This is a genomic window from Phytohabitans rumicis, assembly GCF_011764445.1.
Taxonomy (GTDB): Bacteria; Actinomycetota; Actinomycetes; order Mycobacteriales; family Micromonosporaceae; genus Phytohabitans; species Phytohabitans rumicis.
The window spans coordinates 2,475,652-2,501,906 of the sequence record NZ_BLPG01000001.1 but is presented as its reverse complement, the minus strand read 5'-3'; the positions used below and the strand labels follow the sequence as shown (position 1 = coordinate 2,501,906).

The 26,255-nt window shown below is 72.4% G+C and carries 18 protein-coding genes; 9 read left to right on the top strand and 9 right to left on the bottom strand.

Translation table 11 applies throughout. The features are described 5' to 3' along the window. Positions 1 to 28: 28 nt before the first annotated feature. The 4 genes from Prum_RS10695 to Prum_RS10680 form a co-directional block, all read right to left on the bottom strand. Entirely contained in the window at positions 29 to 2,140 is a 2,112-nt protein-coding gene (locus tag Prum_RS10695; protein ID WP_173076069.1) for an MMPL family transporter, read from the bottom strand. A 131-nt stretch (positions 2,141 to 2,271) separates the two neighbouring features. Then, on the bottom strand, positions 2,272 to 2,688 hold the full coding sequence (locus Prum_RS10690) for a hypothetical protein (RefSeq protein ID WP_173076067.1): 417 nt from the start codon (positions 2,686 to 2,688) through the stop codon (positions 2,272 to 2,274). A gap of 10 nt (positions 2,689 to 2,698) precedes the next feature. Further along, complete coding sequence (locus Prum_RS10685) at positions 2,699 to 4,258, bottom strand: hypothetical protein (protein ID WP_173076065.1); 1,560 nt, start codon at positions 4,256 to 4,258, stop codon at positions 2,699 to 2,701. Then, complete coding sequence (locus Prum_RS10680) at positions 4,255 to 4,599, bottom strand: PadR family transcriptional regulator (protein ID WP_173076063.1); 345 nt, start codon at positions 4,597 to 4,599, stop codon at positions 4,255 to 4,257. The genes Prum_RS10685 and Prum_RS10680 overlap by 4 nt, the downstream gene beginning before the upstream one ends. Before the next feature lie 126 nt (positions 4,600 to 4,725). On the opposite strand from Prum_RS10680, the gene Prum_RS10675 reads away from it, so the two are divergent. The 4 genes from Prum_RS10675 (at position 4,726) to Prum_RS10660 (ending at position 8,329) form a co-directional block, all read left to right on the top strand. After that, positions 4,726 to 5,409, top strand: coding sequence for a methyltransferase domain-containing protein (locus Prum_RS10675; RefSeq protein ID WP_246277803.1), 684 nt, complete (start codon positions 4,726 to 4,728; stop codon positions 5,407 to 5,409). Beyond that, positions 5,406 to 6,551: an alkaline phosphatase family protein gene (locus tag Prum_RS10670; RefSeq protein WP_246277802.1), complete on the top strand. Its 1,146-nt coding sequence runs from the start codon at positions 5,406 to 5,408 to the stop codon at positions 6,549 to 6,551. The genes Prum_RS10675 and Prum_RS10670 overlap by 4 nt, the downstream gene beginning before the upstream one ends. A 9-nt stretch (positions 6,552 to 6,560) precedes the next feature. Next, entirely contained in the window at positions 6,561 to 7,865 is a 1,305-nt protein-coding gene (locus Prum_RS10665) for a DNA polymerase IV (protein WP_173076059.1), read from the top strand. An 80-nt stretch (positions 7,866 to 7,945) separates the two neighbouring features. Continuing rightward, positions 7,946 to 8,329, top strand: coding sequence for an SCO2097 family morphological protein (locus Prum_RS10660; protein ID WP_173076057.1), 384 nt, complete (start codon positions 7,946 to 7,948; stop codon positions 8,327 to 8,329). A 372-nt stretch (positions 8,330 to 8,701) separates the two neighbouring features. Here the strand turns inward: Prum_RS10660 and Prum_RS10655 are convergent, their stop codons facing one another. Genes Prum_RS10655 through Prum_RS10645 form a run of 3 tightly spaced genes read right to left on the bottom strand, consistent with a single transcriptional unit; the run spans position 8,702 to position 13,541 of the window. Beyond that, the gene (locus Prum_RS10655) at positions 8,702 to 11,176 is read right to left on the bottom strand and encodes a transglutaminase TgpA family protein (protein ID WP_173076055.1); all 2,475 of its coding nucleotides are present in this window, start codon (positions 11,174 to 11,176) and stop codon (positions 8,702 to 8,704) included. A 5-nt stretch (positions 11,177 to 11,181) separates the two neighbouring features. Then, positions 11,182 to 12,483 carry a DUF58 domain-containing protein gene (locus Prum_RS10650; RefSeq protein WP_173076053.1) on the bottom strand — a complete coding sequence of 434 codons (1,302 nt, stop codon included), beginning with the start codon at positions 12,481 to 12,483 and terminating at the stop codon, positions 11,182 to 11,184. Positions 12,484 to 12,485: 2 nt separating this feature from the next. Continuing rightward, positions 12,486 to 13,541 carry an AAA family ATPase gene (locus tag Prum_RS10645; RefSeq protein ID WP_173076051.1) on the bottom strand — a complete coding sequence of 352 codons (1,056 nt, stop codon included), beginning with the start codon at positions 13,539 to 13,541 and terminating at the stop codon, positions 12,486 to 12,488. A 294-nt stretch (positions 13,542 to 13,835) separates the two neighbouring features. Here Prum_RS10645 and leuS point away from each other — a divergent pair, with 294 nt between their 5' ends. Next, a complete protein-coding gene (gene leuS / locus Prum_RS10640; RefSeq protein ID WP_173076049.1) occupies positions 13,836 to 16,664 on the top strand; it encodes a leucine--tRNA ligase in 2,829 nt (942 codons plus the stop codon). Between the two features lie 102 nt (positions 16,665 to 16,766). Beyond that, on the top strand, positions 16,767 to 16,973 hold the full coding sequence (locus Prum_RS10635) for a heavy-metal-associated domain-containing protein (RefSeq protein ID WP_173076047.1): 207 nt from the start codon (positions 16,767 to 16,769) through the stop codon (positions 16,971 to 16,973). Here Prum_RS10635 and Prum_RS10630 read toward each other — a convergent pair. Further along, entirely contained in the window at positions 16,970 to 18,493 is a 1,524-nt protein-coding gene (locus Prum_RS10630; protein ID WP_173076045.1) for an MFS transporter, read from the bottom strand. The two genes, Prum_RS10635 and Prum_RS10630, sit on opposite strands and share 4 nt — an antisense overlap. 71 nt (positions 18,494 to 18,564) lie before the next feature. On the opposite strand from Prum_RS10630, the gene dinB reads away from it, so the two are divergent. Next, positions 18,565 to 19,746, top strand: coding sequence for a DNA polymerase IV (gene dinB, locus Prum_RS10625; protein WP_173076043.1), 1,182 nt, complete (start codon positions 18,565 to 18,567; stop codon positions 19,744 to 19,746). Positions 19,747 to 19,837: 91 nt separating this feature from the next. Here the strand turns inward: dinB and Prum_RS10620 are convergent, their stop codons facing one another. After that, a complete protein-coding gene (locus tag Prum_RS10620; protein WP_173076037.1) occupies positions 19,838 to 20,806 on the bottom strand; it encodes a zinc-binding dehydrogenase in 969 nt (322 codons plus the stop codon). An 842-nt stretch (positions 20,807 to 21,648) separates the two neighbouring features. On the opposite strand from Prum_RS10620, the gene Prum_RS10615 reads away from it, so the two are divergent. Next, the gene (locus tag Prum_RS10615) at positions 21,649 to 25,218 is read left to right on the top strand and encodes a S8 family serine peptidase (protein WP_173076035.1); all 3,570 of its coding nucleotides are present in this window, start codon (positions 21,649 to 21,651) and stop codon (positions 25,216 to 25,218) included. Beyond that, positions 25,215 to 26,192: a transcriptional regulator TrmB gene (locus Prum_RS10610; RefSeq protein ID WP_173076033.1), complete on the top strand. Its 978-nt coding sequence runs from the start codon at positions 25,215 to 25,217 to the stop codon at positions 26,190 to 26,192. Before Prum_RS10615 ends, Prum_RS10610 begins: the two co-directional genes overlap by 4 nt. Positions 26,193 to 26,255: the final 63 nt, after the last annotated feature.

Genomic DNA, 26,255 nt, shown 5'->3' with positions numbered 1-26,255 from the left:
GGCGGCGCGCCGGGCTACCGGGGAGGGACTATGCGGGGACTTCGGTGGGTTCGCGGGCTGCCTCGGCGGGCGACTCGTCGGGGACCTTCGCCAGGCGGCTGGGGTGCCACATGTGGCGGCCGATGTCGAGGTTGAGGGAGGTCACCAGGACCGCTCGTACGACGATCGTGTCGAGCAGCACGCCGAACGCCACCGCGAACCCGATCTCGGCGAACGCGGTCAGCGGGAGCGTGGCCAGCACCGCGAACGTGCCGGCGAGCACCAGACCCGCCGACGTGATCACGCCACCGGTCGCGGCGAGGCCGATGAGCGCGGCCCGCTTGGTGCCGTGTCTCGCCGCTTCCTCGCGTACCCGGGTCATCAGGAAGATGTTGTAGTCGATGCCCAGGGCGACCAGGAAGACGAACACGAACAGCGGCAGCGAGCTGTCGGCCCCGCCGAAGCCGAATAGGTGCTTGAACACCAGGGCGCTCACGCCCAGCGCGGCTCCGAAGGACAGCACCACGGTCGCGACCAGCACCAGCGGGGCGACGATGGCTCGCAGGAGCAGGCACAGGATCACGAGCACCACGAGCAGCACGATCGGGATGATCAGGTTGCGGTCGTGCCGGGCCGCCCGTTGCAGGTCCAGGTTGATCGCGGTGTTGCCGCCGACCAGGGCGTCCGCTCCGGATACGTCGTGCACACGGTCGCGTACCCGGTCGACCGTGTCGTACCCCGCCTGGCTGTCCGCGGGCGCGGTGAGGGTGCCCTCCAGGTAGGCGACGTCGCCCTTGACGACGGGCTGCGGCACGGACGCCGCGTCGATGCCCTCGGTGGAAGCCAGCACCGCACGGACCTCTGGTGCCTGGGCGGCGTTGCTGATCACGACGACCGGGTTGCCGGAGCCGGCCGGGAAGTGCTGGGCCAGCACCTCCTCGCCCACGATCGAGTCGGGGTTGCCGCGGAACGACTCCTTGTTGGTCAGGCCGGTCGCGTCGAGCTGCACGATGCCGATGGCCAGCACGGCCAGCACCAGCGACGTGGTGACCCACGTGGTGCGCGGCCGCTGGGCGATCCGGTTGCCGATCTTCGCCCACACGCCGGTGGCGGTCGGCTCGGCGGAGCCCTCCTTGGGGCGTACCGGCCAGAAGATCCAGCGGCCGACGGTCACCAGCAGCGCGGGGAGCAGGGTCAGCATGACGGCGAGGGCAACCACGACGCCGATCGCGGCGACCGGGCCGAGTCCGCGGGTGGAGTTGGTCTCGGCGAAGAGCAGGCAGATCATGCCGATCGCGACGGTCGCCGCGCTCGCGATGATCGCCGGGCCGGCGCGGTGCAGCGCCACGCCCATCGCCTCGTGCCGGTCGTGGTGGCGGCGCAGTTCTTCCCGATATCGCGCGACCAGCAGCAGGGCATAGTCCGTCCCCGCGCCGAACACCAGCACGGTGAGGATGCCGGCGCTCTGCGCGTTGACCGTGAGGCCGGCGTGCTTGGCCAGCAGGTAGATCACGCCCTGGGCGGTGGTCAGCGCCACGCCGGCCGAGATGACCGGGAGCAGCCACAGGATCGGGCTGCGGTACGTGAACAGCAGGATCACCACAACCACGCCGATGGTGGCGAACAGCAGTGTGCTGTCGATGCCCTCGAACGCCTCCGCCGAGTCGGCCGCGGTGCCGGCGGGCCCGGTGATGTGCACGTTCATGCCGTTGGCGTTGGTGGTCGCCGTCTCCTTCATGGAGTCGACGATGGTGCCGGCCTTGTCCCAGCCCTCGGGGCCGAGGTTCAGCGGTACGAGGATCTGGGCGGCCTGCCCGTCGTCGGACGGGATCGGGCCGGTGATCTGCCCGTCGAGCTCGGAGAGGCCGGCGTACTGCCGTGCGTCCTCTGCGATCTTGGCCTGGTCGGCCGGGGTGAGCCCGGATGTGCGCTGGTAGACGACGATCGCCGGGATCGTGTCGGGCGACGCGAATTCGGCCTGTTTGTCCAGTGCCTGCGTCGACTCCGCGCTGCCCGGCAGCCAGGACTTCGCCTCGTTGTCTTCGACGCTGGTGAGCTTGCCGGCGAGTGGGCCGGCGAGCGCGACGACTATGAGCCAGAAGACGATAATGAGGTACTTTGTCCGACGCCCGGTTATCAACCCAGCAAATGACCTGGTCATGAGGCCCCCCGCATGCATGCTCTCTGCCGATCGGGTACATGCTGCGCCGTCCCGACCACTCTGCGCATCCTCAATACGCACCCTGTTACCACCCCGAAACCCCTAAGGGACGCCGGGCGTAGGTGTCCGTTTTACGAAAGCGCCCGATCCAGTAGCACCGTTAGGGGGATGGATTCGCCATCCTTTCCGCCCCGGCCGACCACCAGCGGTGGGTCCTGTGGGACCAGCGTGACGCCGGTGAACCGGGCCCAGAAGCTCGGCGCCACGCTGAGCAGGTAGAACGAGCCGTCCGCGGCGACGGCCATCGACCGGTCGGCCTTCAGGTACCAGCCGTGCAGTCCCGTCCGGTATCGCGCCCGGCCGGTGTAGGCGCGGGCGACCAGAGCCGCGGTGGGTACGCCGGCCGCCCGCGCCCGGCGTACAAAGTCGTCGACAAGTTGGCGTGCCTCGGCGGCCTCGGCGGCCCGGCGGCGCTCATCGGCAGCGGCGTGGGCGGCGACCGCGAGGCGCCGGCGTTCGCGCCAGGCCGCCTGGTCGTCCGTGTCCATGCCGCCGACTCTACGATCCCAGCCGGAGGCGGCGGAGGCCGCGAACGGCCAGCCCGCCGAGCGGGATCAGGATGGCGGCGCCCCCGAGCAGGACGATGAGGCCGTAGCTGCTGAAGTACGCCGGAGCGACGGCGCTGAGGTTGGCCGCGGCGATCCAGACAGCGACGAGCGCGGCCCGGCGGTGCCGGCCCGGCTGGCGCAGGCTGAGCCCGGCGGCCGCCGCGGCGACGGCCATCGGCAGCGCGGTGATCGCCGTGACCGTCGTGCTGACCTCCAGGTACTCGATCGCCTCCGGCCGCCGGGTGAGCAGCAGGCCGATCGCGGCGACGGCGACGGCACCGGCCGCGACGGGCACCGGCCGTGGCCGCGCGGCCGTGCCGGTCATGGCGGCAGTGGCCAGGAGCCCGAGGGCGAGCAGCGGCGCGAGCAGGATGAGGCCCGGCGTCGGGCCGCCGAACGCGGGCAACACGACCGCCGTCACGATGGCCAGGATGGTCGCCGGCAGGGCGAGCCGGCGCCCGGCCAGGGGATAGAGGAGCGCGGCGAGCAGGAACGCCGCGTACGCGACCGGGCCGGTCGTCCGGACGCCGATGAGTGCCTCCATGCCCCAGTACGCCAAGCCCAGCCCTGCCGCGCCGGCCAGCGCCGCCGCCGCGGCGGCCCCGAGCAGCTGATCCGGGCCGGGTATGCCGCCGGGACGCCCTTGGTGCTGGCCGGCCCACCAGATCGCCACCGCCGCGCCGAGCCCGAGCGCCCCCAGCAGCAGCCAGGTCGGCGTGCCCCAGGGCGGCGACACCGGGTCCGAACTGGTCAGCAGGAGCGCCTGCTGCGCCTGCGGTCCGGTCGGCACCAGTATGAGGAGCGCCGCCCAGCCCCAGCGACCACGCCGGACCGCCGCGACGACAGCCAGCCCGACCAGCACCAGGAGCAAGGGAAGCGCGGCCGCCCACGGGTCGAACGGCGGGTCGCCGGGGTCGAGCATCCCCGGCACCGGGAACGGCGCGTACGTGCCGTACGGGTACGCGGCGCCGACCGCGTACGTCGTGGTGGCTAGTGCGGTCGCGCCGAGGACCAGCGCGGCGCGGGCCCGGCCGGGCGCACCCGACCGCCAGCCCAGCAGCGCGAGGAGCCCGAACGACAGCACGGTCGCCATCGCCAGCGGCGAGTTGCCGTCCGCAACGACCGTCCACACGAGACCGGTGAGCACCGCCACCGCGATGGCCACCCGGCCGCGGCGCGGATACGCCGCCGCGGTGACGGCGGCCAGCGGCCACACGGCGAAGACCGGGTCGCCCACCACGGCGCAGTAGGCCCCCAGGCCGCCCGCGATCGCCAGCGCGACCACGGCCGCGATGCCGGCACCGGCGGACAGGTCCCGGACGTACCCGAATCGGAGCCGGCACAGGAGGCCGGACCCGACGATGTCGGCGGCCTCGGCGAGCGTGGGCCGGGTCTGGTCGGGTCGAGCCCCGTCCAGCAGCGTGCCCAGCAACTCCTCGCCCCGCTCGGCCCGGTAGTGCGCGGGATAGGCGCGCATCAGCAGCAGATAACGCCGGCTCAGCGCGGTCACGCGGTCACCGGCCGCGTGGTGCCGGTGGTCCGCGGGGCGCGCGCCCGGAGCCGGGCGGCGACGGCGTCGGCCTGCGACCGCATCCGCTCCGCCTCGGCGGCCAGGGCCGCGGCGCCGTCGTCGGTGAGCTCGTAGTAGCGCCGCAGCCGCCCGGCCACGACCTCCTCGCCCGCCACGGCCACCAGCCCTTCGCCGGTCAGCCGGTCGAGCGCGCGGTAGAGCGTGCCGGCGCTGAGCCGCAACCGGCCGCCGGACAACTCCTCGACGTCGCCGATCACGCCGTAGCCATGCCGTGGACCGCCGGCCAGCGCGGTGAGGATGAGCAACGTGGGCTCCTGCATGCGAACCAATATAGCCGCAGTCGCTATATAGCGTCCAGCGCTCGGCGCGCGAAACGGTTAGGCTGCGTCGGTGGAGTTGACACGCCCCACCGCAGCGGGCCGCGCACCGCCGTCGTCTGGGCGGCATTGCGCCGCGAGGTCGAGCGACAGGGCGGGCGCGCGCTCACCGTGCTCGACGTGGGCGGGGGGACCGGCGGATTCGCGGTCCCGCTCGCCGAGGACGGCCACCGGGTGACGGTGGTCGACGCCAGCCCCGACGCGCTCGCCGCGCTGACCCGCCGGGCCGCCGAGGCCGGTGTCGCCGATCGGGTACGCGCGGTGCAGGGCGACGGCGACGCCCTCGCCGGGTTGGTCGAGCCGGCCGCCGTCGACCTGGTGCTCTGCCACGCCGTGCTCGAAGTCGTGGACGATCCGGCCAGCGTGGTGGCGGCGGTGGCGACCGCGTTGCGTCCGGGCGGCGCGGCGAGCGTGCTCGTCGCGGGCAAGGCGGCCGCGGTACTGACCCGCGCGGTCAACGGTCACCTGGCCGACGCCGCCGCGCTCCTCGCCGACCCGCACGGCTGCGCCGGCCCCCGCGACACGCTGCGGCGGCGCTACGACGCCGACACCGCCGCCGCGCTCCTGCGCGCCGCCGGGCTCGTCGTGTCCGAGATCCACGGGGTACGCGTGCTCGCCGACCTCCTGCCGGCCGCGGTCGCCGACGGGGACCCGCAGGCGGTGGTGGACCTGGAGATGGCGGCGGCCGCCCACCCGCCGTACCGGGACATCGCGGCCCAGTTGCACCTCTTCGCGCGCCGCCCGCTGCCGTGACAGCGCCCTTCGACGTCGTCCGGCCGGCGTACGGCACGGGCAGCCTCGCCGAGGTCATGCCGAGCGTGCTGGCCACCCTCGGCGTGCCCGGGGCGCCCGACCCGCTCGGGCTCGCCGCGCGGCTCGACGGTGTACGGCGGGTCGCCGTGCTGCTCGTTGACGGGCTCGGCGCGTACCAGATCCCGCTGGCGGCCCCACATGCGCCGACGCTGGCGGACGTCGCTCGCGGAGCGACGGACCTGACCTGTGGTTTTCCGTCCACGACGCCGGCGGGTCTCGCGAGCCTCGGCACGGGAGCCGTGCCCGGGGCGCATGGGCTGCTCGCGTTCACCGTGAACGTGCCGGGCACCGACCGGGTGCTCAACCACGGCGAGTGGTGGGACGACCCCGACCCGGTCCACTGGCAGCCGGTGCCCACGCAGCTGGAGGCGGCGCGCGCGGCCGGCGTGGTGGCGACGATGGTGAGCCGGCCGGAGTTCGCCGGGAGCGGGATGACCAAGGCCGCCTGGCGCGGCGGCGCCTATCGCGGGGCGGCCGACGCGGACGCGCTCGCCACCGAGATGCTCGCCGCCCTGCGTGCGGGGCCCGGGCTGGTCGGCGGCTACCACCCGGACGTGGACAAGGCCGGCCATATCTACGGCCTGGACTCCCCGCAGTGGCGGGCCGCGGTGTCCGAGGTGGACACGCTGATCGCCCGCCTGGTGGCCGGGCTGCCGGCGGACGCCGCGCTGCTCGTCACGGCCGACCACGGGCAGCTCGACGTGCCGCTCGACCGGCGCTGGGACATCGACACCGACCCGCGCCTGTCCGCCGGCGTGCGGGTGGTGGCCGGCGAGCCCCGGGTGCGCTACCTGCACACGCTGCCGGGCGCGCGCGACGACGTGCTGGCCGCGTGGCGGGCGGTGCTCGGCGACACCTCCTGGGTGGTGCCGCGCGAGGAGGCGGTCGCGGCGGGCTGGTTCGGGCCGGTGCGCGAAGAGCACCTGGCGCGGATCGGTGACGTGGTGGTCGCCTGTCACGCGCCGGTCGCCGTGCTCGCCACCGCCCACGAGCCGCCGTCGGTGGCCAACCTGATCGCGTACCACGGCTCCTACACGGCCGTGGAGATGACGGTGCCGCTGATTGTCGTACGTGGTGGTTAGCCTGCGGGAGTGGGTAGGAGCCAGGTAGTTCCCCGGGGTGACTCCGGCTTCGGGGCGGACGGTGACGACAGCGGCTCCCCGATCCTGCACGTCGACATGGACGCGTTCTTCGCCTCCGTCGAGGTGCGCCGCGACCCGTCGCTGCGCGGCAGGCCCGTCGTGGTCGGCGGGGTCGGCCCGCGCGGCGTCGTCAGCTCCGCCAGCTACGAGGCCCGGGAGTACGGCGTACGCAGCGCGATGCCGATGATGCGCGCCCGAGCGCTCTGTCCCGCCGCCGTGATCATCCCGCCCGACTTCGCCGCCTACTCGGCCGCGTCCCGCACGGTCATGGGCATCTTCCACGACGTCACCCCGCTGGTGGAGCCGCTGTCGCTGGACGAGGCGTTCCTCGACGTGGCCGGCGCGCGGCGGCTCCTCGGCCGGCCCGCCGAGATCGCCGAGCTGATCCGCTCCCGGGTGCTCGCGGAGGTGGGGCTGACCTGCTCGGTGGGGGTGGCGCCGACCAAGTTCGTGGCGAAGCTGGGCTCCACCCGGGCCAAGCCCGACGGGCTGCTCGTCGTCCCCGCCGACCGGGTGCTCGACTTCCTGCACCCGCTGCCGGTGGCGGCGCTGTGGGGCGTGGGGGAGCGGGCCGCCGAGACGCTCGCCCGCCTCGGCCTGCGTACCGTCCGGGACGTCGCCCAGGCGCCCACCGGCATGCTGCGCGGCGCGCTCGGCGAGGCGGCCTCCGCGCACCTGCACGAGCTGTCCTGGGGCCGCGATCCGCGCCGGGTCTCACCCGAGCAGGTAGACAAGTCGATCGGGGCGGAGGTGACGTTCGACACAGACGTGGCCGAAGAGGCAGTGATCCGGCGCTCGCTGCTCGCCCTCTCCGACAAGGTGGCCATCCGGCTGCGCCGCTCGGGGCAGGTCGGCCGCACCGTGACGATCAAGGTGCGGCTCGCCGACTTCCGCACTGTCAACCGGTCCCGTACCCTGCCCGGCCCCACCGACGTCGCGCGGGAGGTGTTCGACACCGCTTGGTCCCTTTACGAGGCGCTTCGCCCCGGTGACCGTATCCGCCTCGTGGGCGTACGGGTCGAGGGGCTGGCCGTAGCCGGGGCCACCCCACGCCAGCTGACCCTGGGGGAGCCCGAGCACGGCTGGCGGGACGCCGAGGCGGCCGCCGACGCCGCGGCCGTCCGATTCGGGCGCTCTGTCGTGGGCCCGGCGAGCCTTCTGGAGAGCTCTTCTGAGCGGCGTGAGCTGCGGCGGACGGAAAATCCCGGAGGGCCGTGGGTCGTCCCGCTTTCCGAGCCGCGACGCCCCTCGTAGACTGGCGGGTAAGCAGTCGGTTTGGCTGCCACGGTCTGTCAGTCCGCCCGGGCTGACCTACGTGACCGGGGAGGAGTGCCGTGCCGCTCTCAGAGCATGAGCAGCGGCTGTTCGAGCAGATCGAGCAGTCGCTAGCCGAGGACCCGAAGTTCGCCTCGGCTGTGCGCGCCAGCGACCCGCGCTTCCACGCGCGTCGTCGGCTGCTCGTCGCTGTCGGCGTCATCGCCGTCGGCCTCGCGTTGGTTGTCTACGGCACGGTTACACAGCTAACCCTGCTCGGCGTGGCGGGGTTCGTGGTTATGCTCGGCGCGGCGGCGTTCGCCATGCGGTCGCACCGCAAAGGACAGACGCCCGACCTGCGAGTCGTCGGAGGCAGCACCTCCCGACGTGCGCGTGGACGTCGAATGGGCCTGCTCGACCGCCTAGAGGAAAGGTGGCGTCAGCGCCCCGAAGGCCACCGCTGACGTTTCTCCCTCCCGCTCCACCTACGCGCGTGCGCCCCTTCGCGGTGCTCCGCGCGCCCCTTCCTTGCTCCCGCCTCCGTGCGCCCGCTCCGTGCGGCGCTTCTTGCGCGTGCGGCGCTTCTTGCGGCGCTTCTTGCGCGTCGATCAAGGACCTCCCCGCCGATCAAGGGCGAACGGTCGTGGATCGGAGATCAAAGCACGACCGTTCGCCCTTGATCGACGCGAAAGTCCCTGATCGACGGTGCGGCCTGGGTGCGCTGGCGCGGGCTGCGGTGCGCCCTACTCACGCCCCGAGCGCCGCCCACCCCTCAGCCTGCGGTGATCATGGGCTGTGCAGCGAGATGAAGCTCGAATCTGCTGCACAGCCCATGATCAACGGGAGGAGTCGGGCCGGGCCGGGCGGGAGGAGGTGAGGAGGCGGCGAGGGCTCCAGCGGAGCATCGTGTCGCGGAGCCGGCCGGAGCGGAGCACCGTACGGATGGAGCTCTCCACGATCGCCTGGCGCCAGCGCATCAGCACCGACGGCGGTAGCAGGAAGGCGGCCAGCCGGGTACGGCGGTTGGCGCGGCCGGCCAGGGAACGGCGTACCGCGCGGAGCCCGTCGCCGAGCCGCCCGGCCTGGAGGGGGTCGCGGGCGTACCGGGCGCGCTCCTCGGCCCGGCCCAGCAACTGGGCCGCCTCGGCGGACGAGCCGTCCACCAGGCCGTCCTTCTGGAGGCGGTCGGCGGTGGCCCGGGGCGTCTCGGTCGGGTCGATCGGCACCCGGAAGTCGACCATCGTGTCGAGCAGCTCGGCCCAGGCGGCGTGGGCGTCCTCGCGGGCCCGCCCGGCGGCCGCCACGTCGGTGACGATGATCCGGGGTGCGTCCGGCCCGCCGACGTCGACGGCGGCTCCCGCCCCGGCGAACGCGGTCCGCCGTTGCCGGCGCAGCAGGCTGCGCCGCATCGCGGGTACGCACAGCAGCGCGAGCAGCAGGATGACGGCCGAGATGGTGAACCACGGCCACTTCGGGCTGGTCGGGGTCGACGAGCCGACGCCGGCGCCGAGGTCGGACTGGTCACCGAGGTCTTCCTGCGGGCCGGTGGTGCCGCCGGTGGCGCCCGGCACCGGGCCGGTGCTGCCGCTGGCCGAGGGAGCCGGGGTCTCGGGGGCGTCGACGTCGGGCGCGTAGTCGGTGCGGATCGAGCCGGCCACCCCGGCGGCCGGGGTCGCGTCGAACGGGATCCAGCCCAGGTCGGCGCCGAAGTAGACCTCGGTCCACGCGTGCAGGTTCTTGTTGGTCAGCGTGAACGTGTTGCCGCTGCGCTTGTTGCTGCCGCTGCTGAAGCCGAACGCGACCCGGGCCGGGATGCCCGCGGCGCGGACCATCCACGCCATGGCGGCGGCGTACTGCTGGCAGAAGCCCTTCCGGTCTGTCAGGAAGTCGACAATCGCGTTGCCGCTGGTGCCGTCGCCGGCCTGCAGGCTGTACGTGAAGCCGTTGTCGGCGGAGAAGAAGTCGTAGATCGCGCGGACCTTGTCGTACGCGTTGGTCTTGCCCCTGACCAGCTGGTCGACCCGGTCCTGGACCTGCTGGTTCTCGGGCATGGTGGTGAACTGCTCGGCCGGGTCGGTGCTCGGCACCGGGTCGGCGTTGCGCAGGGCGGCGGCGCTGTACGACGTTCGGACGAAGTTGAACGTGTACTTCTGGCCCTTCGAGCGGGTCCGGCTGGAGGTGGAGTAGACGATGCCGCGGCCCGGGTCGTAGAACCACGTGCCCTTGATGCCGTCGGCGTCGACGGGTGCCGCGTAGACCGGCAGCAGCCCCATGTCGAAGTCGTCGGTGATCTCGACCTGCGCGGTGTGCCGCTGGTTGCTCACGCCGGTGATGCCCTGCTTGTCGGCGGCCGGCAGCCCGTCGTCGATCGGCTGGCCGACGGACCGGCCGCCGCTGCGGAAGCCGTCGTTGGTGAGCTGGTCGGCCACGCCGAAGCGCAGGTACTGCGGGTTCGGGTCGTCGGTGGTGACCTTGACGAGGTCCTTCTCCTCGGACTGGAGCAGCTCGCCGCTGAGGTTGGCGAAGAGGTCGACCCGGCCGCCGGTGCCCCGGCCGGTGCCCGGCCCGGTGCCGCCCTGGCCGAAGTTGGCGAGCAGGCCGTTGGTCATGCCCGGTACGGCGAGCGGCAGCAGCACGGCCAGCGCCACGCCGACCACGGCGAGCCGCCGCCCGGCGGCCGCGAGCGGGGACGGCTCCCACACGTCGACGTCCCGCCCGTCGCCGGTGAACCGGCGGCCGAAGCGGCGTACCCGGTCGACGTTGTCGGCGACGAGCAGCCACAGGAAGCCGACCGCGCCGATCACGAACGGCAGCGGGTGCACGCTCTCGGTGTAGACGGCCACCGGCACGGAGTAGATCGCCAGCATGGGCAGCCCGGCGAGGGCGGGGCGGCGCAGGCCCACGGTGAGCAGGTCGACGAGGATGCCGACCGAGCCGACCCCGAGCACGGTGATGAACTGCAGGCCGGGGCGGTCCGGCACCGGTACGCCGAAGGACCGCATGTCCTCCACGGCGAAGCTGAGCATCGAGCCGAAGTGCGAGAACGTGCCCGGCGTCGGGATGACGGCGAGCAACTCCTCGCCGCTGGAGAACATCAGCGTCAGCACCATCACGAGCGTGCCGACCATGGCGAGGAACTGCGCCCATACCGGACCGCGCAGCGTGCGGGTCAGGGTGGCGGCGCCGGCGATCAGGGCGACGGCGACCGCGCACTGGATCAGCCAGGTCCACCGCTCGTAGATGGTCGACAGCGGAGCCGCGGCGAGCAGGGTGGCCGCCGCCGCGACAAACCCGAGATGCCGATCACGCACGCTAATTAACTCCTCCCGGGCGCGATGCCCACGGTCTCAGCCATCGCCGCCCGCCAGGTGAAGCCCTGCGAGCCGCGGGCCGCCTGCGGCCAGAGCGTGGGCAGCTTCGTGCCGTGCGTGACGCCGACCACCCGCCAGCCGCTGCGCATCAGGCCGAGCGCGGCGGCGCCATGTGCCCGGCCGGCCTCGGCGCGGGCCTCCGGCGGCAGGGTCAGCCAGGTCGACGAGTCGATCAGGAACGCCACGCAGGTCGCGTTGTTGGCGCGCAACCCGGACAGCAACTCCGACTCGGCCGGGGTCAGCGCGCCCAGCATCGCGATCACCAGGCCGCCGTCGTTGCGCCGGCGCACCCCCTCGACGAGCTGTCCGATGTCGCCCCGCTTGTCCAGGCGTACGTCGGCCAGGTGGTCGAGCAGCAGGCCCTCGCCGGCCTCGACCGCCTCGGTGTCGACGCCGACGTCGGTGACGAGGCGCAGCTTGTAGCCGGCCTGGCTCAGGTGGACGGCCACGCTCGCCGCCGCCGAGACGGCCCACTCGAAGCTGGCCGTCGGCCCTTCGCCGCGGTGGGCGTACGCCCGGGTGTCCAGGACCACCGTCGCCCGGCTCTCCCAGGGCTGCTCCTCGCGGCGCACCATCAGCTCGCCGGTGCGGGCGGTGGACTTCCAGTGCACCCGGCGCAGGTCGTCGCCGCGCCGGTACTCGCGGGTCGCCGCGTCGTCCTCACCGTGTACGGCCACCGAGCGGGCCCGGCTGTCACCCGCGCCCGCGTACTCGCCGGCGAGGCGGACGGTGGGCAGCGGGTGCACCTGCGGGATCACGGTGAGCCGGTCGACGCTGGGGAACGACCGGGTCAGCTCGCACAGCCCGAACGGGTCGGTCAGGCGTACCACCAGGGGGCCGACCTCGTACTTGCCGCGCACGTCGGCCCGCACCGTGTACGCCACGGAGCTGGCCTGGCGGGCGCCGAGCCGTTCGAGGACGACCCTCGGGCGGCTGCCCAGGGCGTACGGCAGCCGGTCTTCCAGCAGCAGGGTGCCGGTGGGCAGCCGGGACATGTTCTGCAGGCGGAGCACCACCCGCGCGCTCGCCCCGACCGGGGCGCGCTGCGGCTGGAGCGACCGGCTGCAGGCCAGCCGGTAGCGGCTCCGGCCCACGTAGGCGGCCGCCAGGATGGGCAGGATCGCCAACAGGATCGCGACCCTGAGCAGGTCTTTCTCGCCGAGGATGAGCGCGGACACGGCGGCGGCCGCGGCCGCCGCCAGGAACGAGCGACCGCGCGTGGTCAGCCCGCGCAGTGCCTCGCGCACGCTCATCCCCTCCGGGGGTCGTACTGGGCCCGACCGTCGCCGGTCGCCGGTCGGTTGTCGTACGGCGAACTGCGCTGGCGGTCGTGTGGCAGCGGCAGCCGGTGCACGATGTCCGCCATGATCGCGTCGGTGGTGCGCCGGGCGAGCTGGGCGTCGGCGGTCGGGATGATGCGGTGGGCCATCACCGGCACGGCGAGGGTCTGCAGGTCGTCGGGGAGCACGTAGTCGCGGCCCTCCAGCGCGGCGACCGCCCGGGCGGTGCGCAGCAGCTGCAGGGTCGACCGTGGCGACGCGCCGAGCCGCAGGTCCGGGGCCTCACGGGTGGCGGTGACCAGGTTGACCGCGTACTGCTTGACGGCGTCGGCGACGTGCACCTCACGTACCGTCGAAATCAGGCGGCGGACGGTGGCGGCGTCCGAGACCGGCTTGAGCGCGACGATCGGGTCCCTGGTGCCGTGGACGTCGAGCATCGCGAGCTCGGAACGCGGATCGGGGTAGCCCATCGCGATCCGGGCGGTGAACCGGTCGCGCTGCGCCTCGGGCAGCGGGTAGGTGCCCTCCATCTCGATCGGGTTCTGGGTCGCGATCACCATGAACGGCGTCTGCAGCTCGTAGGTGACACCGTCGACCGTGACCTGCCGTTCCTCCATGCTTTCCAGCAGGGCGGACTGCGTCTTCGGCGAGGCCCGGTTGATCTCGTCGCCGACCACCAGGTTGGCGAAGACCGCGCCCGGCTTGAACTCGAAGTCGTGGGTCTCCTGGTTGTAGACACTGACCCCGGTCACGTCGCTCGGCAGCAGGTCGGGGGTGAACTGGATCCGGCGGACGGAACAGTCGATCGACCGAGCGAGGGCCTTGGCGAGCTTGGTTTTGCCGACACCAGGCACGTCCTCGATCAGGAGGTGACCCTCGGCCAGCAGGACCGCCAACGCGAGCCGTACCGTCGCGGTTTTGCCCTCGATGACCTGCTCGATGTTGGCCACGATGGCGTCGCTGGCGGCACGGAACTCGGCGCTGGACAGGGCCCCGCCAAGCTCGTCCCAGGATTGCTGTGTCACTGGCCTCCTCCTCGAGGTACCGCGGCTTTCCCTAATAGATACGTAGGGGCGGCCGGAAGGTTCGCGGGAGTGCAGGCCGGGGTTTGTGACGGACCACCCGCATGACCACAGGCTAGCCCGGACGGTGGAATTCGCCGAGTCGGTCTTGAAGCGGGCGTTGTACACTGTGCGACATGGCCAGGGCCTTCCTGCTTCTTGGAGGGCCGCGCTGACATCGACGCATCAGCGCGGCCGACCCCTCCTGCGTGAGGGGTTTTTTCATGCCTGAACGAGAATGGCCCTGGAGGGTGAAAGATGACCGAAGAACCTGACGTCCCGCGGCACCGATACACCGCCGCGCTGGCCGATGAGATAGAAGTGCGCTGGCAGGACTTTTGGGACGAGCACGGAACATTCAACGCGCCCAACCCGGGCGGCGAACTGGCCGACCCGACGCACCCCCGCGCGGGCGCCCCCAAGCTGCACGTGCAGGACATGTTTCCGTACCCGTCCGGCGCCGGGCTGCACGTCGGCCACCCGCTGGGCTACATAGGCACCGACTGTTACACCCGGTACAAGCGCATGGCCGGGTACAACGTGCTGCACCCGATGGGCTTCGACGCGTTCGGCCTGCCGGCCGAGCAGTACGCGGTGCAGACCGGCACCCACCCACGGGTGACCACCGAGGCGAACGTCGAGCGCTACCGCGCCCAGCTGCGGCGCCTGGGCCTGGGCTACGACAACCGGCGCAGCGTCGCCACCACCGACGTCGGCTACTACCGCTGGACCCAGTGGATCTTCCTGCAGATCTTCAACTCCTGGTTCGACCCCGCCGTGGGCAAGGCCCGTCCGATCGCGGACCTGATCGCTTCCTTTGAATCAGGGGTACGCCCAACACCCGACCTGCGTCCTTGGTCTTCACTGTCCGCCGTCGAGCGCCGGCGGATCATCGACGACCACCGGCTGGCGTACGTGTCCGAGGCGCCGGTGAACTGGTGTCCCGGGCTGGGCACCGTGCTGGCGAACGAGGAGGTCACGCCCGACGGGCGCAGCGAGCGCGGCAACTTCCCGGTCTTCAAGCGCAGCCTGAAGCAGTGGATGATGCGGATTACCTTGTACGGCGACCGCCTGGTCGAGGACCTGGACACGCTGGACTGGCCGGAGCCGGTCAAGCTGATGCAGCGCAACTGGATCGGCCGCTCCACGGGTGCGCACATCGACTTCCCGACGTCCGCCGCGCCGATCCGGGTCTTCACCACCCGGCCGGACACCGTCTTCGGGGCGACGTACATGGTGCTGGCGCCCGAGCACGAGCTGGTCGACACGCTGGTGCCCCCGTCGTGGCCCGCTGACGCGCGACCGGCCTGGACCGGCGGGCACGCGACCCCGGCCGAGGCCGTGGCCTCATATAGGGCCTCCATCGCGGATGAGACGGAAGAAGAGCGCACCGCGGAATCGCGGAAGAAGACCGGCGTCTTCATCGGGGCGTATGCCACGAACCCGGTCAACGGCGCGCAGATCCCGGTATTCATCGCCGACTACGTGCTGGCCGGCTACGGCACCGGCGCCATCATGGCGGTGCCCGGTCAGGACGAGCGGGACTGGGAGTTCGCCGAGGTCTTCGACCTGCCCATCATCCGTACCGTCCAGCCGTCCCCGGACTTCGACGGCAGGGCGTACACCGGCGAAGGCCCGGCGATCAACAGTGCCGATCCTGAAAGCGGGCTCAGCTTGGACGGGCTGAACATCCCGGACGCCAAGGCCCGGATCATCGAGTGGCTGGAGGCTCATTCGGCGGGCACCGGCGCGGTCACGTACCGGCTGCGCGACTGGCTGTTCAGCCGGCAGCGCTACTGGGGCGAGCCGTTCCCGATCGTGTACGACGAGACCGGCCTGCCGATCGCGCTGCCGGACGCGATGCTGCCGGTGGAGCTGCCGGAGGTGGACGACTTCTCGCCGCGCACGTTCGACCCGGACGACGCCGACACCGAACCCGAGACCCCGCTGTCCCGGGCCAAGGAGTGGGTCGAGGTCGAGCTGGACCTGGGCGACGGCCCCAAGCGCTACACCCGCGAGACCAACACGATGCCGCAGTGGGCCGGCTCCTGCTGGTACGAGCTGCGTTACCTGGACCCGCACAACGCCAAGGCGCTGGTCGACCCGGAAAACGAGCGGTACTGGATGGGCCCGCAGTTCCCCGGCGACTGCGGCGGAGTGGACCTGTACGTGGGCGGCGTCGAGCACGCCGTGCTGCACCTGCTGTACGCCCGCTTCTGGCACAAGGTGCTGTTCGACCTGGGCCACATCTCGTCGTTCGAGCCGTTCCGCAAGCTGTTCAACCAGGGCTACATCCAGGCGTACGCCTACCGCGACGCCCGCGGTGTGATCGTGCCCGCGGAGGAGGTCTCCGAGCAGGACGGCCGCTACGTCTACGAGGGTCAGGAGGTCTTCCGCGAGTACGGCAAGATGGGCAAGTCGCTGAAGAACGTGGTGACCCCGGACGAGATGTGCGAACGCTACGGCGCCGACACGTTCCGGGTGTACGAGATGGCGATGGGCCCGCTGGACGTCTCCCGCCCGTGGGAGACGCGCGCCGTGGTGGGCTCGCAGCGGTTCCTGCAGCGGGTGTGGCGGCTGGTCGTCGACGAGGAGACCGGTGCGTCGCGGGTGGTGGACGAGCCCGCCTCCGAGCCCGTACGCCGGCTGCTGCACCGGATCATCGACGGCGTCCGCGGCGACCTGGACGAGCTGCGCTTCAACACCGCGATCGCCAAGCTGATCGAGCTGACCAACGCGGCGACCCCGCTGCCGGCCACGCCCCGCGAGGTGGCCGAGCCGCTGGTGCTGATGCTGTCCCCGTTCGCCCCGCACGTGGCCGAGGAGCTGTGGCAGAAGCTGGGCCACACCGGCACGCTGGCGTACGCCGACTTCCCGGTGGCCGACCCGGCGCTGCTGGTGGCGGAGTCCGTGACGTACCCGGTCCAGGTCAACGGCAAGGTCCGCGGCCGGGTGGAGGTCGCGGCCGACGCGGCCGAGGACTCGGTACGCGAGGCGGCCCTGTCCGAGGTCACCGACCACCTGGCCGGCCGCGTCCCGCGCAAGGTCATCGTGGTGCCCGGCCGCATGGTAAGCATCGTCGTCTAAGTTGCAAGGAAGGGCCCCTTGTTATCGCTTTCTGCATAGCAAGGGGCCCTTCCTAACGCGCCGTTGCTTGATACCCCTCGGGGGTACGGGTATAGTCAACGCATGCAGACGAAGACGTACGCCGTTACCGGAATGACCTGCTCGCACTGCGTCAGCTCGGTCAGCACCGAGGTCGGGCAGATCCCCGGCGTCACCGACGTACAGGTCGACCTCGCCAACGGCGCGGTGACCGTGACCAGCGCGCAGGCCGTCGACGACGACGCGGTGCGCGCCGCCGTCGACGAGGCCGGCTATGAGTTGGTCGGCTAGCCCTTCGTCGGTTCCGTGCCCAGCGGGGGCACGTGCCGTAGCAGCGTGATGGCGGCGACCGCGACGCCGGCCAGCATGACCGCGCTGATCGCGGCGACCACGTGCAACCCACTGGTGAAGGCATCCCTCGCCGCGGTGAGCAGCGCCTCGGCGAGGGGGCCCGGCAGTTCCCTCGCGGTCGCCGCGGCGCCGGCCAACGTGTCGTTCGCGGGGCCGGCCGGCACCCCGGCGGGCAGGGTGTCCGCGAGTTGGCCGCGGTAGATGGCGGCGCCGACGCTGCCCATGGTGGCGATGCCGAGCGCGAAGCCGAACTCGTTGCTGGTCTGCGAGATCGCCGCGGCCGAGCCGGCCTTCTCCGGCGGGACCGAGCCGACCACGAGGTTGGTGCCCAGGGTGATCAGCGGTCCGGCCCCCAGGTTGATCAGTGAGAACCCGGTGATGAGCCCGGCCGCGCCACCCGACGCAGTGATCACCAGCAGCCCCGAGACGGCGACCGCCATGCCGGCGGCGATGAGGTACGCGGGCCGGATCCGGCGCGCGGCCAGCGGCGCGACCTGGACGCTGACGATGCCGGTCAGCACGGCGGGCAGCATCCACACGCCCGCGTCCAGCGGGGACAGGCCCTCGACGAGCTGCAGGTGCTGGGTGATGAGCACCATCGTGGCGCCCGGCAGCATGGTGTTGACCAGCATGCTCACCAGCGCCGTGCTGAACCCGCGGTCGGCGAAGAGGCGCAGGTCCAGCAGCGGATGGGGCAAGTTTCGCTGCCGGCGCACGAACGCGACGCCGACCGCGATCCCGGTCACGAGCACGGCGGCGGGGACCGGCTCCCAGCCGTCCCGGGCCAGCTCCTTGAGGCCGTAGATCGCCGGCAGGATGGCGGCCAGCGAGAGGGCGACGCTGACCAGGTCGAGCCGGCCCGGGGTGGGGTCGCGGTGCTCGGGCAGCAGCGCCGGACCGACCAGGAGCAGCAGCGCCATGGCCGGCACGGCGAGCAGGAAGACCGAGCCCCACCAGAAGTGCGCCAGCATCACGCCGCCGACCAGCGGACCGACCGCGATCCCGCCCATGAGGCACACCAGCCATACGCCGATCGCCATGGCCCGCTGTTTCGGGTCGGGGAACATGCTGCCGATCAGCGCCAGGGTCGACGGGCCCAGCGTGGCGCCCGCGATGCCGAGCAGGGCCCGGGCCGCGATCAGCATCTCCGGGCTGGTGGCGTACGCGGCCAGCACCGACGCGGCGCCGAACGCGACCGCCCCGATGAGGAGCAGCCGCCGGCGCCCGATGCGGTCGCCGACCGTACCCATCGTGATCAGGAACCCGGATAGGAGAAAGCCGTAGATATCCAGGATCCAAAGTTGTTGATTATTTGTCGGCGCCAGGTCGGCGCTCAGCTCCGGCAGCGCCAGGAGCAGGACGAAGAGGTCGACGGAGACGAGCAGGCTGGGCAGGGCGAGCACCGCCAGGCCGACCCACTCGCGCGTCCCGGCTCGGGTCCTTGTTTCTTCGCGTCTCATGACTGGGGGTCGGAGCCGCCGTCGGCGTTTCGACATCGCGTTCAATCGAACATGTGTGCGAAAATGCGTGGGTGGCCAGCATCCTCCACGCCGACCTGGACGCGTTCTACGCGTCGGTCGAGCAGCGGGACAACCCCCGGCTGCGCGGCCGCCCGGTGATCGTCGGCGGCGGCGTCGTCCTCGCGTGCAGCTACGAGGCCAAGGCGTGCGGCGTGCGCACCGCGATGGGCGGGCGGCAGGCCCGCCGCCTGTGCCCGCAGGCGATCGTGGTGCAGCCGCGCATGTCGGCGTACTCCGCCGCGAGCAAGGCCGTCTTCGAGGTCTTCCGGGACACGACGCCGCTGGTGGAGGGCCTGTCCATCGACGAGGCATTCCTCGACGTGAGCGGCCTCCGCAAGATCTCGGGTACGCCCACCGAGATCGCGATCCAGCTGCGCTCCGACGTACGGGAGCGGGTCGGGCTGCCCATCACGGTCGGGGTGGCCCGGACGAAGTTCCTCGCCAAGGTGGCCAGCGGCGTGGCCAAGCCGGACGGACTGCTGGTGGTGCCGTCCGGCGGCGAGCTGGCGTTCCTGCACCCCCTGCCAGTCGAACGGCTCTGGGGCGTCGGGCCGGTCACCGCCCTCAAGCTGCGTGACCGCGGCATCCGTACGGTCGGCGCGGTGGCCCGGATCGGCGAGGCCGCACTGGTCTCCATGCTCGGCAAGCACGCCGGCCGGCACCTGCACGCGCTCGCGCACAACCACGACCCGCGCGCCGTCCAGGTGGGCCGGCGGCGCGGCTCGATCGGCGCCCAACGGGCCCTGGGCCGTACGCCACGCACACCCGCCGACCTCGACACCGTCCTCGTCGGCCTGGTCGACCGGGTGACCCGGCGGATGCGGGCCGCCGGGCGGGTCGGGCGCACCGTCGTCCTGCGGCTGCGCTTCGACGACTTCACCCGCGCGGCCCGCTCGCACACCCTGCTCCGCGCGACCGCGCACACCCGTACGATCCTCGACGCGCTGCGCGGCCTGCTGGCGACCGCGCTGCCGATGATCGAGGAGCGCGGCGTCACGCTCGTCGGCATCGCCGTGTCCAACCTGGACAACGGCAAGGCCATCCAGCTCCCGCTGCCCTTCGAGCCCAACAGCTCCGGCACCCTCGACGAGGCAGTGGACGCCGTCCGCGACCGCTTCGGCACCAAGTCCGTCACGCGAGCCGTCCTCCTAGGCCGCGCCGAGTCCCTAGAGATGCCCCTACTCCCCGACTAGCCCCCGCCCCGCCCTCGCCGCCCCGCCCGCGCCCCGGTGATCAGGGAATGGCTCGGGCGTGTTGCGGCGTGTCAGGGGAGAGGGTCCCTGATCACCGCGATCTTGGGGCGACCTCCAGCAGCGTCTTGCCCACCGTCGCCCGCGACTCGATGGCCGCGTGCGCGTCGGCCGCCCGCTCCAGCGGGAAGCGCTGCCCGATCACCGGGTGCAGCCGGCCGGCGGCGGCCTCGGCGAGGGCACCCTTCACCCACGCGCGCAGGTCCTCGGGGGTCGGCCGCGGGCGCAACAGTGTCACCTTGCGGTCCGCCGCGTCCTGCTCCGGCACGTCCGCCCACGTGCCGCTCGCCAGCCCGTAGCTGATCATGCGGCCGCCCGGGTCGAGCAGCTCGAACGCGGCCCGCCCGATCGCGCCACCCACCCCGTCCAGCACGACGTCGAGGCCGCCGACCGCGGCGCGTACTCGATCGGTCCAGTCCGGGTCCCGGTAGTCGACCGCGACGTCCGCACCCAGCTCGCGCGCGACGGCGAGCTTGCGCTCGCCCCCGGCGGCCGCGACCACACGGGCGCCGGCCGCCCGCGCGAGCTGGACCGCGAGGCTCCCCACGCCACCCGCGGCGGCCTCCACGAGCACGCGCTCTCCGGCGCGCGGCGCGGCCATCGTGGCCAGCATCATCGCGGTACGACCATCGGCCAGCAGTGCCACCGCGGTGTCCAGCCCGACGCCCTCCGGCACCTCGAACGGCGCGGCGGCGTCCACGACGACGCGTTCCGCGTACCCGCCGGAGCCGTTGAGGCTGCTGACCACCCGCCTGCCGACCAGCCCCGGATCGGTGCCCGGCCCGACCGCCGTGATCACGCCGCCCACGCCGTTGCCCGGGACGATCGGCGGCTGAACCGGAAACGGCCCCATGCCGGTCGCCCGGAACTGCGTCTCCACGAACGTGATGTTCGCGAACTCAACGTCGATCAGCACCTGCCCCGGCACGGGCGTGGGATCGGGCGCCTCGCCCGCGACCAACACGTCCGGCCCACCAAACTCCGTCAACCACACCACACGCATGCCCCTACCCTCCAACCTCAACCCCACTCAAGGTCAACCCATCTCCCTCCCCTTCCCCTCCGCGCTCGCTCCGCGCTCGCTCCGCGCTCGCCCGCTCGCCCCGCGCCGCGGTGTGTGCGCGCGGCCTCGGTCTCCTCGTCGATCAAGGGCATATGGTCGTGCTTTGATCTCCAATCCACGACCGTTTGCCCTTGATCGGCGTCGAAGTCCTTGATCGGCGGGAGCGGGTTGGGTGTGGGGCGCGTGGGTGGGGTTGAGCCCCAGTAGGGGTCCCCTGTTGGTGGCTGCGACGTGAGTAGGGCGCCCCTATACCCGCGCTGAGCTGTATAGGGGCGCCCTACTCACGGCCGGGTCCCCAGTAAGGGGACCCCTACTCACGGGTCACCCGCGGCGCGGCACTCGCCGGATAGGGCGAAGTCGGGGACATCGCCCACGATCTTGGTGGTGGCGACTTGGGGGATAAGCGACCCGGCCTGAGTTGGGCGGGCGCCGGCAGGTAGGCGTCGACGCGCAGGTCGGCGGCGCGGTGCATGGACGCCGCCGCGGGCGCCGCGCCCCGAAGCCCGCAGCCGTCGAGCCCCGTCCGCGCTGAGCCCCACCCGCGCTGAGCCGCGCGGGCCTTGCGCCGCGCCTCGTCGATCAAGGACTTCACCGTCGATCAAGGGCAAACGGTCGTGGTTTAGAGATCAAAGCACGACCATATGCCCTTGATCGACGCGGAGAGCGCGGAGAGCGCGGAGGAGCGGGGAGGGGAGCGGGGAGGGTGGCGGGATTGTGTCATGGCGCGATTCCGCCAAGGTCAGCTATTCACCTGGTGGTGGGCGGCACGGTAGACCTCTGCCATGCCCCGCACAAAGCTCCTCACCTGCGTCGCTGCGCTCACCATCGTGGCGGCGACCGCAAGCGCGCCCGCGTACGCCGCGCCCGCGCGCCCATCGGTGGTCCAAGGAAGGGCGCAGGCGGTCACCCACACCGTCACGCTGGTCACCGGCGACGTCGTCACCGTCACCACGCTTGCCGGGGGTGAGCAGACCGCCGAGGTGGACCGGCCCGATGACGCGACCGGCGGGGTGCACGTCCAGGAGAGCGGCGGCGACCTCTACGTACTGCCGGACGAGGTCTTTCCGCTGCTGTCCACGAACCGGCTGGACCGGCGGCTCTTCAACGTCACCGACCTCATCGAGATGGGGTACGACGACGCGAAGACCAGTGCCGTACCCCTCATCGCGACCTACGCCACGAAGGCGAAGACCAAGGCCGCGCCGGTCGGCAGCCGGGTCGTACGCCAGTTGGCCAGTGTCGGCGGCGCCGCGCTGACCGCGGACAAGAAGCAGGTGCGGGCCTTCTGGGCCGAGGCGGAGCAGAACGCGGGGATTACCAAGTTGTGGCTCGACGGCCGGGTCGAGGCGGCGCTGGCGGAGAGCGTGCCGCAGGTGGGCGCGCCGCAGGCGTGGGTCGCCGGGTACGACGGGTCGGGCGTGACGGTGGCCGTGCTGGACACCGGCGTGGACGCCACCCACCCGGACCTGGTGGGCCAGATCGGGGAGAAGGTCAGCTTCGTACCGGGGGAGGACACCTCGGACGTCAACGGGCACGGAACCCACGTGGCCTCGACGGTCGCCGGCACGGGAGCGGCGAGCGGCGGGACGCTGAAGGGGGTGGCGCCCGGCGCCGACCTCATCGTGGGCAAGGTGCTCGGCAACGACGGCTACGGGGCGGACTCGTGGGTGCTGGCGGGCATGCAGTGGGCGGCCGAGTCGGGCGCGGACGTGGTCAGCATGAGCCTCGGCGACAACGTGCCCACGGACGGCACCGATCCGATGTCGGCGGCGGTGGACGCGCTGTCCACCAAGTACGGCACGCTCTTCGTCGTCGCGGCCGGCAACGACGGTCCGGAGACGATCGGGACGCCCGCGGCCGCCGCGAGCGCGCTGACTGTCGGCGCAGTCGACAAGCAGGACGCGCTGGCGTACTTCTCCAGCACCGGCCCGGTCTTCGGGTCGGGGGCCATCAAGCCGGACATCGCCGCGCCCGGTGTGGACATCAACGCCGCCCGCTCGCAGCAGGCGGCCGAGGGCAGCGGGATGTACCAGGCTCTGAGCGGTACGTCGATGGCCACCCCGCACGTGTCCGGCGCGGCGGCGATCCTGGCGCAGCAGCATCCGGACTGGTCCGGGCAGCGTCTCAAGGACGCCCTGATGAGCAGCGCCAAGGGCCTGGACAACTCGCCGTACGAGGTGGGTGCCGGGCGGCTCGACGTCGCGGCGGCGGTGACGGGCACGGTGACCGCCACCGGATCCGTCTACTTCGGAGCGTTCGACTGGCCGCACGAGCCCGGTGACGGGCCGGTCGCGCGGACGGTCCGGTTCACCAACGACGGGGCCACCGCGCGCACGCTCGCGCTCGCGACGCAGGAGCCCTTCGCGGCGCCGGCTCAGGTGACCGTGCCGGCCAAGGGCTCCGCGGACGTCACCGTCACCGGCGATCCCACCACAGTGGACCCGGGTCGGCACGCCGGCTATCTGGTGGCCACGGACGCCGGCACGGGTACGCCGGTCACCCGTACGGCCCTGGGGCTGGTCAAGGAGGACGAGCGCTACAACCTCACCATCAAGCTGGTGGACCGGGTCGGCAAGCCGGCGCGGGACCGGGTGGTCGTCAACCGGGCCGGCGACGTCTGGCCCGGGGTGTACGAGGTGAACGGCGCGCTGACCCTGCGGCTGCCCCCGGGGACGTACTCGCTGGCGTCCTATCTGGACGTCCCCGGTGAGCGGGCCGACTCGCTCGGCCTGGCCCTGTTGGTCGCGCCCGAGACCGTCCTGGGCGGCACCACCGAGGTCACGCTCGACGCACGGAAGGCGCGCCGGCTGGACACCGCCGCACCGGGCCGTACGCAGGACCGCCAGCGCCGCCTTGACTTCTCCGTCGGGTACGCCGACGGCGGCGAGTACCGCGACGCGTACGTGATCCCGCTGTGGTACGACGACCTGTATGTCCTACCGACGAAGAAGGTCACCCGGTCGACGTTCGAGCTGGCGACCCGGTGGCGCAAGGGCGAGCCGCCGCTGTCGGTGAGCTGGTTCGACACGATCGTGCAGGCGGGCAGCTCGCTGACTGAGGGCTCAGACAGGCGCAAGGTGGTGTACGCGGGCGACGGCGCGGACTACGCCGGAGTCAACGCCAAGGGAAAGATCGTCGTGGTGACCCGAAGTGACGCGGTGAGCCCGGAGGAGCGTGCGGCCAAGGCCGTCGAGGCCGGTGCCAAGCTTCTCCTCGTCGTGCACGACGCCCCCGGCGGCCTCAGCGAGTACGTCGGGGAGCAGCCGATCCCGGTAGCCTCGGTGCACCGGGACGCGGGCGCCGCGCTCGTCGCCCTGGCGAAGACCGGCCGGCTGACCCTGGGCGTCACCCAGCGGCCGGCCACGGCGGTCATCTACGACCTCACCCGCAACTACGCGGGTGCGGTGCCGGACCGGCCCCTTCAATACCGGCCGAGCCATCGGGATCTGGCTCGGATCGACGCGCGCTACTACGCCGTCAGGGACGTCGATGGGGCCGGCTTCCGGTACGACATGACGTTCACGCCGTCCGTCGGCTTCCGGGAGCGGGAGTGGTACCCGGGCACCCGCACGGAGTGGGTCACGCCCGGCCAGGTCTGGCATGAGCAGCATCAGCAGGGCGTCTGGATGGACGCCGCGCACCGCAACGCGTACGCCAAGGGCAGCACCACGCGGCTGGACTGGTTCGCCCCGGCCACCCGGCCGGCGTTCAGCCGCACCTACGCGGTCCAGAATGGACGGTACCGGGACTTCATGACGGTCAACGTGCAGACGTGGAGCCCGTCGGGGGAGACGCTGGAGCACGGCGGCTACATCGACTGGGGCGAGGTGCCGACCAACATGAAGCTCTACCAGGGCGGCAAGCTCCTGCACGAGAACGAGTTCGGCGCCGACCTGCAGTGGGCGGAGGTGCCGGCCGGCCGGCTGCCGTACCGGCTGGTGCTGGACGCGTCCCGCCCGGCGGAGCAGTGGCGGCTCTCGACGCGTACGCACACCGAGTGGGACTTCGTCTCCGGCTCCAACGAGGCCGAGGACTTTGTGCCGTTCGCGCTGCTGCAGCTCGACTACCGGCTGGAGACCGACCTGCGCGGCGACGTGAAGGGCGGGACCACCCAGCGGATCGGTGTGCGGGCTGGCCCGCAGCCCGGCGGCACCGGCACCGGCCGGGTCACCTCGCTGACCCTCGACGTGTCGTACGACGACGGCGCCACCTGGCAGAAGGTCTCCCTCCACAATGGAGTTGGCAGCCTGAAGCTCCCGAAGCGCGGCTACGTCTCGGTACGCGCGTCGGCGGCCACCGACGCTGGCTGGCGGATCAGTCAGGAAGTCATCCGGGCGTACGGCCTGCGATGAGGCCCTTCGAGGATGGGTGGAGCAGCCGGCCGGCGTTGGCCGCGCTGGGCCTGAGCCACGAGGAGGAGTCGGCGTACCGCACCCTGCTGGGCCGGCCCCACGCACACGCCGGCGAGCTCGGTGACACCGCCATCCTGGCCCGGCTCGTCGACCTCGGCCTCGCCATTCCCGCCGGCGGGGACGGGTACGCCGCCGCGCCGCCCGCGATGGCGCTCGGCACGCTGATCGGGGCGCGCCGCGACGAGTTGCGGGCGGCCGAGCAGGCGCTGGTGGTCCTCGCCGAGGAGCATCGGGCGGCGGTGGCCGGGCGTTCGATCGGCGAGCTCTTCGAGGTGGTCACCGGCGTCGATGCCATCCGGCACCGGTTCCTGCAGGTGCAGGCGGCGGCGCGTACTCAGATAAGAACTTTTGTCACCGCGCCGTTTGTCGCGGTGCGGCCGGGCGACAACCCCGCGGAGGACGCGGCCATCGGCCGCGGGGTGCGGTTTCGCGCGGTCGTGGAACGGACGGTGCTCGGGCAGCCGGGCGCCGTCGCCGAGACGGCGTCGTCGCTGCGCAACGGCGTCGGGGTACGGGTGGTGGACGCGCTGCCGATGAAGCTGGTGCTGGCCGACGACGACCTTGGCCTGGTGCCGCTGGCGGCTGAGCCGGACGGCGAGCCGGGCGCCGTCCTGCTGCACCGCAGTGGGCTGCTGGCCGCCCTGGAGGCGTTGTTCGAGCAGGTGTGGCGGCACGCGTACCCGTTGGAGCTGGCCGGAAACGGCGTCGTGGAGCGCGACGGCGGCGGACCTACCGAGCTGGATCGCCGGATCCTGGCCCTGCTGCTGGCCGGACTGACCGATCAGGCAGTGGCGACCCAACTCGGCCTGTCGCTGCGGACGCTACAGCGGCGGGTGCGCCATCTGCTCGACCTCGCGGGCGTGGAGACGCGGATGCAGCTCGGCTGGCATGCGGCCCGCAACGGCTGGGCCTGAGAATCACAGGGCTCCCGCGCCCCCCGGGTTTGCATGCCACACAGGAACACTGTCGGTTCGCAC